Origin of the sequence: Pseudomonas nitroreducens (assembly GCF_010994165.1) — a bacterium.
Classification (GTDB): Bacteria; Pseudomonadota; Gammaproteobacteria; order Pseudomonadales; family Pseudomonadaceae; genus Pseudomonas; species Pseudomonas nitroreducens.
Window position 1 is genome coordinate 838,388 of the sequence record NZ_WMBX01000002.1, and the last position, 14,003, is coordinate 852,390.

At 63.9% G+C, this 14,003-nt stretch carries 14 protein-coding genes; 8 read left to right on the top strand and 6 right to left on the bottom strand.

The window, feature by feature from the left end; genetic code table 11:
• Nucleotides 1–349: 349 nt before the first annotated feature.
• The 3 genes from GJV37_RS11745 to GJV37_RS11755 all read left to right on the top strand — a co-directional run bounded on the left by GJV37_RS11745 (nt 350) and on the right by GJV37_RS11755 (nt 3,846).
• Nucleotides 350–1,366 (top strand): alpha/beta hydrolase, encoded by a 1,017-nt coding sequence (locus GJV37_RS11745; RefSeq protein ID WP_193452514.1) that lies wholly within the window; start codon nt 350–352, stop codon nt 1,364–1,366.
• Nucleotides 1,367–1,433: 67 nt separating this feature from the next.
• Nucleotides 1,434–1,988: an antibiotic biosynthesis monooxygenase gene (locus GJV37_RS11750; RefSeq protein WP_193452515.1), complete on the top strand. Its 555-nt coding sequence runs from the start codon at nt 1,434–1,436 to the stop codon at nt 1,986–1,988.
• A gap of 19 nt (nt 1,989–2,007) precedes the next feature.
• Nucleotides 2,008–3,846, top strand: coding sequence for an amidohydrolase (locus GJV37_RS11755; protein WP_193452516.1), 1,839 nt, complete (start codon nt 2,008–2,010; stop codon nt 3,844–3,846).
• A gap of 119 nt (nt 3,847–3,965) precedes the next feature.
• Here the strand turns inward: GJV37_RS11755 and GJV37_RS11760 are convergent, their stop codons facing one another.
• Both GJV37_RS11760 and GJV37_RS11765 read right to left on the bottom strand, forming a co-directional pair.
• Nucleotides 3,966–4,712 (bottom strand): anti-sigma factor family protein, encoded by a 747-nt coding sequence (locus GJV37_RS11760; RefSeq protein ID WP_193452517.1) that lies wholly within the window; start codon nt 4,710–4,712, stop codon nt 3,966–3,968.
• Nucleotides 4,709–5,218, bottom strand: a complete 510-nt coding sequence (locus tag GJV37_RS11765; RefSeq protein WP_017520898.1) for a sigma-70 family RNA polymerase sigma factor — start codon at nt 5,216–5,218, stop codon at nt 4,709–4,711. The genes GJV37_RS11760 and GJV37_RS11765 overlap by 4 nt, the downstream gene beginning before the upstream one ends.
• Before the next feature lie 162 nt (nt 5,219–5,380).
• Here GJV37_RS11765 and GJV37_RS11770 point away from each other — a divergent pair, with 162 nt between their 5' ends.
• The 3 genes from GJV37_RS11770 to GJV37_RS11780 are packed head-to-tail and all read left to right on the top strand — an operon-like array spanning nt 5,381 to nt 7,223.
• Complete coding sequence (locus GJV37_RS11770) at nt 5,381–6,421, top strand: catalase family peroxidase (protein WP_065084019.1); 1,041 nt, start codon at nt 5,381–5,383, stop codon at nt 6,419–6,421.
• Entirely contained in the window at nt 6,421–6,984 is a 564-nt protein-coding gene (locus GJV37_RS11775; protein WP_193452518.1) for a cytochrome b, read from the top strand. Before GJV37_RS11770 ends, GJV37_RS11775 begins: the two co-directional genes overlap by 1 nt.
• Nucleotides 6,981–7,223, top strand: a complete 243-nt coding sequence (locus tag GJV37_RS11780; RefSeq protein WP_193452519.1) for a DUF2790 domain-containing protein — start codon at nt 6,981–6,983, stop codon at nt 7,221–7,223. Before GJV37_RS11775 ends, GJV37_RS11780 begins: the two co-directional genes overlap by 4 nt.
• 74 nt (nt 7,224–7,297) lie before the next feature.
• On the opposite strand, the gene GJV37_RS11785 is transcribed toward GJV37_RS11780, so the two are convergent.
• The gene (locus GJV37_RS11785) at nt 7,298–7,624 is read right to left on the bottom strand and encodes a hypothetical protein (protein WP_193452520.1); all 327 of its coding nucleotides are present in this window, start codon (nt 7,622–7,624) and stop codon (nt 7,298–7,300) included.
• A 332-nt stretch (nt 7,625–7,956) separates the two neighbouring features.
• On the opposite strand from GJV37_RS11785, the gene GJV37_RS11790 reads away from it, so the two are divergent.
• Nucleotides 7,957–8,244 carry a hypothetical protein gene (locus tag GJV37_RS11790; protein WP_193452521.1) on the top strand — a complete coding sequence of 96 codons (288 nt, stop codon included), beginning with the start codon at nt 7,957–7,959 and terminating at the stop codon, nt 8,242–8,244.
• Nucleotides 8,245–8,270: 26 nt separating this feature from the next.
• On the opposite strand, the gene GJV37_RS11795 is transcribed toward GJV37_RS11790, so the two are convergent.
• Both GJV37_RS11795 and GJV37_RS11800 read right to left on the bottom strand, forming a co-directional pair.
• Nucleotides 8,271–9,314 (bottom strand): sterol desaturase family protein, encoded by a 1,044-nt coding sequence (locus GJV37_RS11795; protein ID WP_193452522.1) that lies wholly within the window; start codon nt 9,312–9,314, stop codon nt 8,271–8,273.
• A gap of 289 nt (nt 9,315–9,603) precedes the next feature.
• Nucleotides 9,604–10,362, bottom strand: coding sequence for a sulfite exporter TauE/SafE family protein (locus GJV37_RS11800; protein ID WP_226046542.1), 759 nt, complete (start codon nt 10,360–10,362; stop codon nt 9,604–9,606).
• A 102-nt stretch (nt 10,363–10,464) separates the two neighbouring features.
• On the opposite strand from GJV37_RS11800, the gene pdxR reads away from it, so the two are divergent.
• A complete protein-coding gene (pdxR, locus tag GJV37_RS11805) occupies nt 10,465–11,946 on the top strand; it encodes a MocR-like pyridoxine biosynthesis transcription factor PdxR (RefSeq protein WP_193452523.1) in 1,482 nt (493 codons plus the stop codon).
• 446 nt (nt 11,947–12,392) lie between these two features.
• Here pdxR and GJV37_RS11810 read toward each other — a convergent pair whose 3' ends face one another.
• Nucleotides 12,393–13,664 carry a RidA family protein gene (locus GJV37_RS11810; RefSeq protein WP_193452524.1) on the bottom strand — a complete coding sequence of 424 codons (1,272 nt, stop codon included), beginning with the start codon at nt 13,662–13,664 and terminating at the stop codon, nt 12,393–12,395.
• Between the last annotated feature and the right edge of the window lie 339 nt (nt 13,665–14,003).

Genomic DNA, 14,003 nt, shown 5'->3' on the forward strand with positions numbered 1-14,003 from the left:
TTCAGTGGTGGTGTCCTGGCACTGTGAGTCACTCACGGGAGTTGGTAGCGGCGGTGATTGTCGGCTACACGGCCTGGGCACGCCCTTGAGTTATGTCAGAAGGTTTTCGAATCCGACATGGGTATTGAGAAACGTCATGGCCAGGCGGATTTGCGCCTGACCTGAATCAATACGCACCCGCACTGGAGCTGAGCAATGCGGCGTCCATGCGGCATTGCAGAGGGCAGGGCGGTGCCCTTGCAAAACTGCAAAGCGACCCTGCAAGCCTGTCTATTCCGCGCTTTGCGGGCATGGATCAAGATTCGTTCGTCCTCTCGGAATACCTCCCCCACTTTCAAGGAACCGAATCATGAACGCCAAGCAATCCCTGCTCGCCGCCTCCCTCGCCCTGGCCATCGGCAACGTCTTCGCCGCCGGCAACCTGACTGTCGAACACAACACCCAGGCCTTCCTCGAAGCCCTGGAGGCCGGCAAGGGCCAACCGCTGGAAACCCTGTCGCCCAAGGATGCCCGCGCCGTGCTGACCGGAGCCCAGGCCTCGGTGAAGGTCGATCTGTCCGGCACCCAGGTCAGCGAGAAGACCGTGCAGACCGAGGTCGGTCCGGTGAAGCTGACCATCGTCCGCCCGGCCGGCGTGAAAGGAACGCTGCCGGCGTTCATGTACTTCCATGGCGGCGGCTGGGTGCTGGGCGACTACCCGACCCACGCCCGCCTGATCCGCGACCTGGTGGTGAACTCCGGCGCGGTGGCGGTCTACGTCGACTACACCCCGTCCCCCGAGGCGCATTACCCGGTGGCGATCAATCAGGCCTACGCCGCGACGAAGTGGGTCGCCGAACACGGCAAGGAGATCAACGTCGACGGCAAGCGCCTGGCCGTGGCCGGTAACAGCGTTGGCGGCAACATGGCGGCGGTGGTCGCTCTGATGGCCAAGGACAAGGGCGCACCCAAGCTGCGCTTCCAGGCGCTGCTGTGGCCGGTGACCGATGCCAGCTTCGAGACCGGCTCGTACAACCAGTTCGCCCAGGGGCACTTCCTCACCAAGCCGATGATGCAGTGGTTCTGGGACAGCTACACCACCGACCCGAAACAGCGCGCCGAGATCTACGCTTCTCCGTTACGCGCGACCACCGACCAGCTCAAGGGCCTGCCGCCCACGCTGATCCAGACCGCCGAATCCGACGTACTGCGTGACGAGGGCGAAGCCTACGGTCGCAAACTCGACGCCGCCGGTGTGGCGGTCACTTCGGTGCGCTACAACGGAATGATCCACGACTACGGTCTGCTCAACGTGATCAGCCAGGTCCCGGCGGTACAGTCCGCCATGCGCCAGGCCGGTGAAGAGCTGAAAGCTCATCTGCAGTAAGCCGTCTGTCGAACGAGCCGCTTGCCTCCCCCACCAAGGGGAGGCCACTTTTCCGGAGGGAACCTGCATGACCCAGCCGACCCAGCAAGAGTCCGTCACTCTGATCATCCGCCACCGCGCCCGCCCCGACAGCGTCGCCGCCTATGAAACCATCCTGCGCGAGCTGACCCGCGCTGCCAGCGAGTTCCCCGGCCACCTGGGCGTGGACGTGATGCGCCAGGGCGACCACTTCACCTCGGTCCTGCGCTTCGCCAGCGCCGATGAACTGCAGGCCTGGCTCGACTCGCCGCAGCGCCGCGAGCTGATCGAGCGTGCCGACCCGCACCTGATCGACGGCGAGCAGAAGGAACTGCACCGCGCCCACGAGTTCTGGTTCACCGCCCCGGACAACCCGCAGAAGCAGCCGCCGCGCTGGAAACAGGCGGCCGTCTCCTACCTGGTGATCCTGCCGCTGGTGATGCTGGTGCCGCAGCTCTGGCGCCCGCTGTTCACGCAAGTCCCGCTGCTGGGTGGCTTCGTGCCGGCCAACATGCTCATCGTCGCGACCATCGTCCTGCTGGTGGTCTACGTTTTCATGCCACGGGCCACGCGCCTGTTCTCCGCCTGGCTCAACGCCCGCTGATCGAAAGAGGAACATAGCCATGTACGCCGATCTGATCCTGACCAACGGCCGCTTCCACACCGTCGACCGCGAGAAACCCGAGGCCACCGCCGTGGCCATCGCCGACGGCAAATTCATCGCCGTGGGTACCGAGGCGGAGGCCATGGCCTTGCGCGCCGGCGCGACCCGCGTCATCGACCTCAAGGGACGCACCGCGATTCCCGGCCTCAACGACTCGCACCTGCACCTGATCCGCGGCGGGCTGAACTACAACCTCGAACTGCGCTGGGAAGGCGTGCCGTCCCTGGCCGACGCCCTGCGCATGCTCAAGGAGCAGGCCCTGCGCACGCCGTCGCCGCAGTGGGTGCGCGTCGTCGGCGGCTGGAACGAATTCCAGTTCGCCGAGAAGCGCATGCCGACTATCGAAGAGCTGAACCAGGCGGCGCCGGACACTCCGGTGTTCGTCCTGCACCTGTACGACCGCGCGTTGCTCAACCGCGCCGCGCTGCGCGTCGTCGGCTACTCCAAGGACACCCCGAACCCGCCCGGCGGCGAGATCGTCCGCGACAGCAAGGGCGAGCCCACCGGCATGCTGGTGGCCCGGCCGAACGCGATGATCCTCTACGCAACCCTGGCGAAGGGGCCGAAGCTGCCCTTCGAGTACCAGGTCAACTCCACCCGCCAGTTCATGCGCGAGCTGAACCGCCTGGGCGTGACCAGCGCCATCGATGCCGGCGGCGGCTTCCAGAATTACCCGGACGACTACCAGGTGATCGAGCAACTGGAAAAAGAAAACCAGCTCACCGTGCGCATCGCCTACAACCTGTTCACCCAGAAACCCAAGGAAGAGCTGGCCGATTTCAAGAACTGGACCAGCAGCGTGAAATACGGGCAGGGCAGCGACTTCCTGCGGCACAACGGTGCCGGTGAGATGCTGGTGTTCTCCGCCGCCGACTTCGAGGACTTCCTCGAACCGCGTCCGGACCTGCCCGGCAGCATGGAAGCCGAGCTGGAGCCGGTGGTGCGCCATCTCGTCGAACAGCGCTGGCCGTTCCGTCTGCACGCCACCTACGATGAATCCATCTCGCGCATGCTCGACGTGTTCGAGAAGGTCAACCTGGACATTCCGTTCAACGGCCTGCACTGGTTCTTCGACCATTGCGAGACCATCTCGCCGAAGAACATCGAGCGGGTGAGGGCGCTGGGCGGCGGCATCGCCATTCAGGACCGCATGGCCTTCCAGGGCGAATACTTCGTCGACCGCTACGGCAGGCAGGCCGCAGAGGCGACCCCGCCGATCAAGCGCATGCTGGCCGAAGGCGTCCCCGTCGGCGCCGGTACCGACGCCACCCGTGTGTCCAGCTACAACCCCTGGACCTCGCTGTACTGGATGGTCAGCGGCAAGACCGTCGGCGGCATGGAGCTGTACCCCGAGGGCCTGTCCCGTGCCACCGCGCTGCAGCTGTACACCCACGGCAGCGCCTGGTTCTCCAACGAGCAGGGCAAGAAAGGGATGATCAAGGTCGGACAGATGGCCGATGTGGCCGTGCTTTCGGCGGACTACTTCAACGTGCCGGAGGAGGAAATCAAGACCATCGAATCGGTGCTGACCGTGGTGGACGGCCGCGTGGTGTTCGGCAGCGGCGACTTCGAGCGCCAGGCGCCGACGGCCATTCCGGTACTGCCGGACTGGTCTCCCGTGGCCAAGGTCCCCGGCCACTGGCGTCCGCAGGCCCCCCTGCAGCAGGCCGTGCACCAGTGCGCCGGCTCCTGCGGCGTGCATGGCCACAGCCACGAGCGCGCCCGCCAGTCGAGCGTGCCGGTGAGTGACTTCCAGGGCTTCTGGGGCGCTTTCGGTTGTTCGTGCTTCGCGTTCTGACGCTGGCGCTGCGGCCTCCGACCTCAATGGCCGGAGGCCGCTCTTAAGCCCTTCTGTAGGTGCCTCGGTGCGCTCCTTGTTCGTGAATCACGGAGCGCGCCTTAACCTTGTCTCTTCCGCTAGAACCCCACCAACTGCCCCACGGCCTGCGCCTGCGGATCATCGCTGCGGCTGACCAGCGCGTAGTTGTAGCCACCCTGGCTCCAGTAACGTGCCAGCAGGTCTCCATCCGTGCGCTGCCCCTGCGGCAACATCTCATGGCGCGGGCCCGGCGGACGGATGAAGAAGGTCAGCCGGCGGCCCTGGCCATCTTCGTAGATCACCAGCGCTGCCGCCCCCTGTTCCGTCGCCAGCAGACGCGCCCCGACGGTCTTCAAGCCAACCTGCTCCAGCGCCGGCGGCGGCACCGCGTTCTTCAGGTAACGCGCCAGCCAGCCGTTCAGGTCGCCGCCATCGCGCAGGTCGAGCCCGCTCTGGCCGGCATCGGCGAACAACCGGTAAGCCTGTACGGCGTCCTGCATCGGCACCATGCCGCGCATCATTGCGTCGCCGCGCATCTGCCAGCCGCCCATGCCGCCCACGCCCAGCGCCACCAGCAGCGCCGCCGCCGTGGCCAGCCGGGTTCGCCGGCGTTGCTGGAGCTGACGGCGAATCCGCGCCGGGTCCAGTTGTTCGGGAATGGCTCCGCGCGCCTGGCCGGCAAAGGCCGCGCGCAGTTGCTGCGCATCCTGTCGCCAGCCTTCGACGCGACGGGCGTCGTCCGGGTGCGTGGCGAGCCAGGCTTCCACCCACTGGCGGCGCGCCGGGTCGAGCTGGTCGTCGATATGGGCGTGCAGATCGTGCTCATCGGGAATGCGTTCGTTCATTTCAGTACCCGCAGAGAAGGTGTCGCCGCCTGTCCTTCGCTCAGCGCGCGCAGCGCCGTGCGGGCGCGCGACAGGCGGGACATGACGGTGCCCATGGGAATGTCCAGTGCCTCGGCTACTTCGCGGTAGCTCAGGCCTTCCACGCTGACCAGCGTCAGCAGCGCGCGCTGCTCGGCGGGTAGGCGCTCAAAGGCCTCCAGGGTCGAGCGTGCGCTGACGATGTCCTCGGGCGATGCGCTGACCGCGCTGTCCGCGCCGAACAGGCTGAGCAGGCGCGCGTAGCGCTTCGCGCGGCGCTGCCCGTCGATGAAGTGCCGGTAAAGGATCGAGAACAGCCAGGCGCGCAGGTCGCCGTCGTCGCGGCGGCCGGTCCAGGCCGACAGCGCCTTCTCCAGGGTGGCCTGCACCAGGTCGTCGGCGCTGCTCGCGCTGCGGGTCAGCGACAGGGCGAAGCGCCGCAGCCGGGGCAGCAGTTCGCGCAGTGAATGGTCGTCCAGTGAATGCATCGGGGCGCCGGGAGTGGGTGGGTTCGAGCGAGAAAGACGAACGCGGCGGCGATCTATTCCCGGCCTGCAAAAAAATAATTCTTTGGCAGTGGTCGGGAATAACCCGGCGCACGGTGCGTCGTACCGGCTCAACGCATTCAGCCTAAGCCTGAGGAGCTGGAAATGACAGAAACACCCACACCCAACGTGCCCCTGCGCCTGGCCGCCATCGGCGCCGTGGTGCTCGGCGTGGCCGCCGTCTTCGCCTATGTCGCCGGCTGGCTCGACCCGCAGCGCCTCACCCCGGACAAGGTCATCAACACCCTGGAGCACAACGGCGGCGTCTATCCCGGCTATCGGCGCAACCACGCCAAGGGCCTGTGCGTGATCGGCCACTTCGACAGCAACGGCGGGCTCGCCGATCTGTCCCGCGCCAGCCTGTTCTCGGTCGGCCGCGTGCCGGTAGTGGGGCGCCTGGCCATTCCCGGCGGCAACCCCAAGGCCAGCGACGGTGCGGCTCCGATCCGCAGCCTGGCGCTGCGCTTCCTGCCCAAGGATGGCCAGGAATGGCGGACCGGCATGAACGCCATGCCGGTCTTCGTCGTCCGCGACGTCGCCAGCTTCTTTGCCCTGCAACAGGCCACCGCACCGCAACCGGGCACCGGCAAGCCCGACCCGGAAAAAGCCGGTGCCTTCTTCAAGGCGCACCCCGAGACCGGGCCCTTCCTGCAATGGGTGAAGTCCTCCACGCCATCCTCCAGCTACGCCAACAGCGCCTACTACGGCCTCAACGCCTTCTACCTGGTGAACAAGGACGGCCAGGAGCAGCCCGTGCGCTGGTCCGTGCAGCCTGAAGCGCCGGTCGAGCCGCTGGCCGCCGACAAGCGCGGCGACGCCGACTTCCTCGCCGACGAACTGGCCCAGCGTATTTCCGCCGGCCCGTTGCGCTGGCGCCTGCAATTCACCCTCGGCGAGCCCGGCGACAGCACCAGCGACGCCACCCAGGCCTGGCCTGCCAGCCGTCGCACGGTGGATGCCGGCGAACTGGTGATCGAGCGCCTGCAGCCGGAGATCGGCGGCGACTGCCGCGACGTCAACTACGACCCGCTGATCCTCCCCGACGGCATCCGCGCGTCCGACGACCCGCTGCTCAGCGCGCGCTCGGCCGCCTACTCGGAATCCTTCAACCGCCGCACCCGTGAGCAGGCCCAGGAGACCCACTGATGAAACCGACCTACTTCCCGCTCTCCCTGCGCGTGCTGCACTGGCTCATGGCGGTGCTGGTACTCGCCATGCTGCTGATCGGCCTGGGCATGGTCGCCAGCGTCTCCCCGCGCCACGCCGTGCTGGTCGCCATCCACAAACCCCTGGGCGCCGCGCTGCTGGTACTGGTGCTGCTGCGTATTCTGGTGCGCCTGACCCATCGCATCCCCGCGCTGCCCAGCGACATGCCCGGCTGGCAACGCAGCGCCGCACACCTCTCGCACCTCGCGCTCTATGGCCTGCTGTTGGCCCAGCCGCTGGTGGGCTGGACCATGCAATCGGCCGGTGGTTACCCAGTGCTGCTGTGGGGTGGCTTCGAACTGCCCGCGCTGGTCTCGCCTTCGGTGCAGCTCCACGCCACCCTGCGCAGCGCGCACACCGTCATCGCCTACGCCTTGCTGGCGACCATCCTCCTGCACCTGGCCGCCGCGCTGTTCCACGGGCTCATTCGTCGCGATGAAGTGCTCCCGAGCATGACTGGCGCCCCCATGCCGCGTACCACTTCCTCGGGAGAACGGCCATGAAGCGATTGCTCGCCGTGGCTTGCCTCTTCACCTCCTGCGCGGCTCTCGCCGCGCAGGACGCACCACCCGCCGAGGACTATCACTTCGGCCAGAAGCTCGACATCAAGCGCGTGGTGCAGGCACCGGAGCTGGATTTCTGCGGGATTCGCGAGGTGGAGATGATCTACGAGGACAGCGCCGGGCAACGGCATATGCTGCGGTATCCGGTGTGGGGGCAGGGGTGTGGGAATGAGAACTGAAGATTAATTGGGCAGGTATTTAGAGAACTGGGCGCAGTTGGCCGGACTTGCCTTCTAGAATGACAATGCCTAGTTCATTCGGCTATCTTGCCCGCTTGGTCAATTCGCAGGCTGCTTGAAAAGTGTCCAGCATTATTTCCGGTTTCATTCATTGCTTTCTCCACGAACATGATGTGGAGCGCCTCAATCGGCAGGTAATAGAAGACTTGCCCAATAGCGGGAAGCTGATTGTTCGGCCGATGTTCAATCTGATTCCGAATTCGCACGGGCATTGTTATTACGGTCACCTGATTAGTTTTGCTGCGTATTACAAAGAGTGCTGGTGTTTCGGTGATGACTGGCTTCTGCAGTACGAAAACCTGCTCGAGCGTCTCATCTGGGATAGCTCCGAAGTAGTCCACAGCTATTCCGGAGAGCGCAGAACATGGGCCTCCGACAAGCCGCTCATAGAGACAGAGCGCTGCCCCTCATTAGTTGCCTCTCGGTGCGTGTACACCTCCCTCCATGATCTGCCATTGGTGCAGGAATAAATTGACATGTGCGCAACACTTATATCTATGTAGTTTCGTCTAGCGCTTTCCCTGACTGACCTTTACTACTGGTCTGAAGATGGCGCCGATCCCGCTTTACTGCGTGAATGGAGAGAAATAATCGGACTGCTTCGACTTGATGAGAGCCGTATTGCGACGTTGTACGACCGTACTTTGATCGAACGCCGACGGGGCAGGGTGATGTGTATGCATTCGTCAGCAGCCATCAACCGGAGAGTTTGCTGGTGTTTGATCTGTATAGGGACCTTACGGATCAACTCGACATCGTCACCGTTGGTGTCTGCGCACCCGCTGATGCAGTTCTTCAAGTCAAACCACTGCTACGAAGTGCATTTGACCAGGCGTCCTGCCAGATTCTTTACGAGGAAGGAAACATTCTGCAGCGTGTCCAACAAATGATTGATCCCCGCAGTTATCCGAAAAGTTTCGGAAACGGAGCATTCCTTCAGCAGCTACTGTTCAACGAATGAGGCCAGGCTGGCCACAGAATTGACCTTCATCCGTGACGAATCCGTGCGGGGCGATCGGAGGGCCTTATTCTCTGGTTCCTCGTCATTGTTACCTGCCGCACCGTCTCGACGAACGGCGTCACGATCAGGCTCCACAGCGAAGAATACTTGGCATCGTCCTGCTCTCCCGCGCCGAACTGGATCGGCTCCGGCGCGCGCTGGGTGACGTAGAGCGTGCCGAACATCCAGTCCCATAGCGACAGGTTGATGCCGAAGTTCCGGTTGAAGTGCCGGGGCGCGTCGCTGTGGTGGATCTGGTGCTGGGCGGGGCTGTTCACCACATGTTCGATCACCGGCCCGAACGATAGCCACACATGGCTGTGGCGCAGGTTGGTTGCCAGCACGTTGAACAGCAGGATCATCCAGGTCACGCCGAACAGCGTATAGGCGCTGACCTGTCCACCACAGACGTACCAGAAGATGCCGGCGTAGGCGCCCAGCAGCACGGTCCCAGCCAGGTTCGCCGCCAGCTTCTCGACGAAGTGCACGCGGCTCGCCGTGATCGGCGTCAGCACCGCCGCGGAGTGGTGCACCTTGTGGAATGCCCACAGCCAGCGCGAGTGGAAGGCGCGGTGCACCCAGTAGTTCTTGAAGTCGCTGACCAGGAACACGCCCAGCCCATAGAGCAGCGACAGACCAAGATTCTGGCCCACCTGCGGTCGCGCGCCCCAGAGCTTGGTAAAGAAGGCGATGTAATCGCCCGAGCGCAGGATGTAAGGATCGACCAGCCCAATGATGGGTACCAACACCACCACATTGAGGATGCCGCGTACCAGGTAGTAGCGGTAATCCAGCAACGCCGAACGATGGAAATTCACCCGCGCCCCACCGATGAACTGCCAGAACGAGGCTGCCTGCGTCAGTCCGCGCTGCTGGCGGAAACGAAACAGGGCGTAAGCGACCGCATAGGACAGCAGCAGGAACAACACACCCACACGCCCACTCAGGTCGAAGAGGCCGGAGACCTGGTGAGCCACCGGCTCGATGAGGAGGGTGGTCAGGTGCTGGTGGAGATGCGAGAGATCAGGCATGGAGAGTTACGCATCGTTAGCTCGGCAACCAGCATAATTCGTGCTGTGGCAGTTGCAAAAGGGGCAGGGCAGCTTGATTGGACAGGAAGGCTGCGGGCGCTCGCCGAAGATCCCTGTTGAGGCGCATGCAATCGGCCACTGGCAGCCACTGGGCCAGGAGCGTTTGATGACGCTTGGCTGAATCCGGTCGCCTCGATTCGGTAGCCTTTCAGAAGGATAAAGCGGTGCAATGGAAGACCTTTGCCCTCTGGATATTCGCTGGCATGCTTGTTCCAACGGTGGTTTGCATTCAGGCGAGATACCCCGTAACCCCATCCCACAACAGCTTCCCGGCTGTCACCACCAGCAGCCCATAACAAGCGCGGTACATCTGGCGCTGATCCAGCCGCTCATGCAGCCGCCATCCCAGCCAGACCCCGCTGGGCACCGCCATCAGACAAATCCCCATCAGGCCGAGCACGCTCCCCGTCGGTTTGGCCAGCAGCAACCAGGGTACGGCCTTTATCAAATTTCCCACCGTGAAGAACATGCTGGTGGTACCGGCATAGAGTTGTTTGCTCAAGCCCAGCGGCAGCAGGTAAATCGCCAGGGGCGGTCCACCCGAGTGCGCAACCATTGTCGTGATACCCGAGGTAAAGCCCGCCGCCACTGCCTTGGGCGATGAGCGCGGTCTAACCTTGACTTCCCCGCCAGCCTTGAACCAAAGGCCGACAAACACCAGGGTGATCGCTGCCATGACGATGGCGACCATGCGATGGTCCACCACGCGGAAGAACAGGTAGCCGATGCCGATGCCGACCAGCAGTCCGGGAATCAGCAACTTCAGATCCGCTGTCGACCAGGTGGAGGGCTTCCAGTAGCGCAGGCCGAACAGGTCCATGGCGATGAACAGGGGCGCGAGCAGGCCGCCGGCAGTGATCGGGTCCATCACCAGCGACAGCAGCGGAATGCCGACGATGGCGAAACCGCCGCCGAACGCACCTTTCATGAAGCAGATCAGAAAGACTCCGGCGAAGGTCACGAGGATCGTGGTGGGGGTCAGGTCCAAAACGCAGTTTCCTGTGACGGGGGATTTCATTCCCCAAGGCTGGGTACCCATAATGTCGGTCACAACCTGCACCACAAAAAGTGCCAGTTTCGAGGTTTTTTCATGGGCCAGTTTTCCAGCCAGTCCGAGCCATCCGGGCGCGGGGCCGAACGCCGGATCTACGCTAGGCTGCGGGCGCAGATAGAACAGGGCACGTTGGCTGCCGGCACGAAATTGGTGTCGACGCGGGTCCTGGCGGCCGAGCTGGGCGTATCGCGAACCACCGTGACTGCGGCCTACGAACAACTGGCCGCCGAAGGTTTTGTAGTCACCGCCAAGGGCAAGGTCGCCACCGTAGCCAGCGTCATCAATGGCCCAGCGGAACGCGCCAGGGAGAACCCGGCACTGCTGCCGCCGGTGCTTTCCGACTATGGCCAGCGCGTTGCGGCGATGAAGCCCTACAGCATGGCCACGCCCCATGCGCGTATCGACTTCCGCTACGGTTCGGTGGCTACCAAGGATTTCCCGGCCCTGGGCTGGCAGCGCGCTTATCGTGCTGAACTGGTCAGGCGCCAGCCCACACTTTCCTACGGCCAGCCCGAAGGAGAGTCGCGCCTGCGCACGGCGCTGCAGGGCTATCTGCGCCGGGCGCGCGGCCTGACCTGCGAAGCCGAGCAGATTCTCGTGGTGCATGGTTCGCAGCAGGGGCTGGACCTGTGCGCTCGGCTTCTTCTGAACCCGAACGATGGGTTCGTCTTCGAAGACCCCGGCTATCGCATGGCCCGATACAGCTTCGAAGCTACGGGTGCGACAGCGCTGCCGATCAATGTCGACAGTTCGGGATTGGATACTGGCGCGTTGCCCGAAGATGGTCGTGCGCGCCTGGCCTACGTGACGCCTTCGCACCAGTTCCCCATGGGCGCGGTGCTTCCCGTCGCGCGTCGCCTGGAACTGCTGGAATGGGCGCGTCGTCATCGTGCCTGGGTCATCGAAGACGATTACGGCGGCGAGTTTCGTTACGGCCAACGCCCCATCGATGCGCTGCAATCGATGGATACCCAGGCGCGGGTCATTTATGTGGGGACGTTTTCCAAGGCACTTTCACCGCAGCTCAGGCTGGGTTATCTAGTGCTTCCGAAGGAACTGGTCCACGTGTTCCGCGAAGCCAAGCGCCTGACGGATCGCCACTCGCCAAGCTGGGAGCAGAACGTCCTCGCATCGTTGATCGAAAGTGGCACATACGAGCGGCACGTTCGCCGCCTGCGCCGGGATAATGAGCAACGGCGAAAGGCGATGCTGGAGGCTTTCGAGCAGCATCTGGCGGGGTACGGGGAACTGGTCGGAATGGCGGCGGGGCTGCACGGCGTACTGCTATTGCCAAGGCTTCGCGCCGAAGAGGAAACAAGAGTGCAGGCAATGGCACTTGAGCGCGGCATAGGGGTATATCCCTTGTCCCCGCTGTATGCAGGTCTTACATCGGCGAAAATGGAAAGATCCGCAGCCCTGATCCTGGGCTATGCGGGCCTGTCGGCTAAAGAAATTCATGAGGGCATAGCCGTTCTTGGAGGAATCATTCGTTTCCTGACGCCTGCCCTCCCTCGATAGTTTCGGGACACCTTGCGAGTAATCCTGACCTAGTGGCGTTGACGTCAGCCATGTGCTGCACCAGTTTCGCGACCCGGAGCATCGGGAGTTGCGCCGGTGGATCACCGGCATCTGTTGCCGGTATTGAGGGACCAGGAGCTTGGCAGGGCGGGATACCCCTAGCGCATGCAGGCAAAAGGGGACGGCCGGGCACTGGCTGTGCTGGATTGGCAGGGAACGTTGTGAGTGCCGATGGGGGAGGTGCTGCGGGTGATGCGGGAGGACCGGCGTGGGAAGTGCTGCAGTCGGAAGCGATTGTCGGCGCGGTGCGGGGGCCTTTCGCGAGCGAGCCTGCTTCGGCAGGATCAAGAGCCCCCTGTCCCTCTCCCGCCAGCGGGAGAGGGCACCGTTTGGCGTGAGTCATGCCTCGGCGTTAGCCGGACAGGGCATGACTCGTTGTACGCCAATCAAGCAGCCGGCGGCGTACCTTCTGCGTTGGCGACCACGGCGTCGATCTGGATCGAGGCGCCTTTGGGCAGGGCCGAGACACCCACGGTGCGGCGTGCCGGCGTGCCGCCAGGGAAGTAGCTGGCGTACACCTCATCCACTGCGGCGATATCGTCGATGTTGGTCAGGAAGAGGTTGACCTTCACCACATCCGCCAGGGCGTGGTCGATGCTTTCGACGATGGCCTTGAGGTGCTTGAAGCACTGGGCGGCCTGTTCCTTCACGCCGCCTGCCACCAGTTCGCCGGTCCGGACGTCCAGCGGCAGCTGGGCGGAGATGTGGTTGTAGTGGGAGAAGGCGACAGTCTGGGTGGAGTAGGGGCAACGCGGCGCGGCGTCGGTGTTGTGGGCCTTGATGACGATGCCGTGGCGGTCTTCCACCGCTTGCGGCGGGGTGCCGTCACCGTGGGAGACCACGGCTTCGATCTGCACCAGGGCGTCCAGCGGCAGGGCTTTTGCCGCTACCACGGTGCGCGCGGGGAAGTAGCCGACGGCACGGGCGATGGCTGAATCGGGGAAGAAGGTGGTGTAGACCTGGTTCACTGCTTCGGCATCGGCGAGGTTCCTCACGAAGACGGTGATCCGCACGATGTCGTCGAAGGGCACGTCGATGCCTTCGAGGATGTTCTTGATGTTGCGCAGGCACTGCGCGGTCTGTTCCTTGATGCCGCCGGAGACCAGCTTGCCGGTGCGCGGGTCGATGGGCAGCTGCGCGGACAGGTTGTTGTAGTGGGAGAAGGCAACCGACTGGGTCGAGAGCGGGTTCAGCGGCGCATTTTCGGTGCTGCCTTCCACCTTGATCAGGTCGCCGGCCTGCGGGGCGTTGGGGATGGTGCCTTCACCGCAGGTGATGAGGGCTTCGACCTGCACCTGGGCGCCCAGCGGCAGCGCTGCCACGCCAACGGTGGTCAGGGTCGGGACGTAGTCCGGGAAGAAGCTGGCGTGGACTTTGCCGACGGCTTCGGCGTCCGCGATGTTGGTCAGGAAGATCGAGATGCGGACGCTGTCGTCCAGTTTGTGGCCGATGCTTTCCACCACGGCCTTGAGGTTCCTGTAGCACTGCTCGGCCTGCTCTTTCACGCCGCCGGCGACCAGCTTGCCGCTGGCAGGGTCGATGGGCAGTTGCGCCGACAGGTTGTTGTAGTGGGAGAAGGCGACGGTTTGCGAGTAAGGGCCGGTGCCCTGGGGTGCCTTGTCGGTATTTCTCGCCAGTACTGCGTTGTAGCCACTCATAGGGTGCTCCCTGGTTTGCTGGGAATCCGTGGGTTTCGTGGCAAAGGCTCAGTCCGGTTCGTTATCGGTCGTTGCCACTGTTCATTCAGACGACGGATATCGAACTCGTCGAGAGGCGCGCAGACTATCGAGTCTCCAGGGGGGACCCCTTTGACTTAAGGCAAGCGTAGTGGGGTCTTCTTACCGGGTTGTTTCAATTGGCGATGAGCGTTAGTCGGGATGGTTTGCAGGGGGCTGGGAGGGCTTGAAGCGGAGTCAGTGCATTTCATGGGAATGCCGTGCCGGGGCGCTTCCCTCTCCCCAACCAGGGTCAGGGAGAGGGGCTCTGCGCAACCGAGT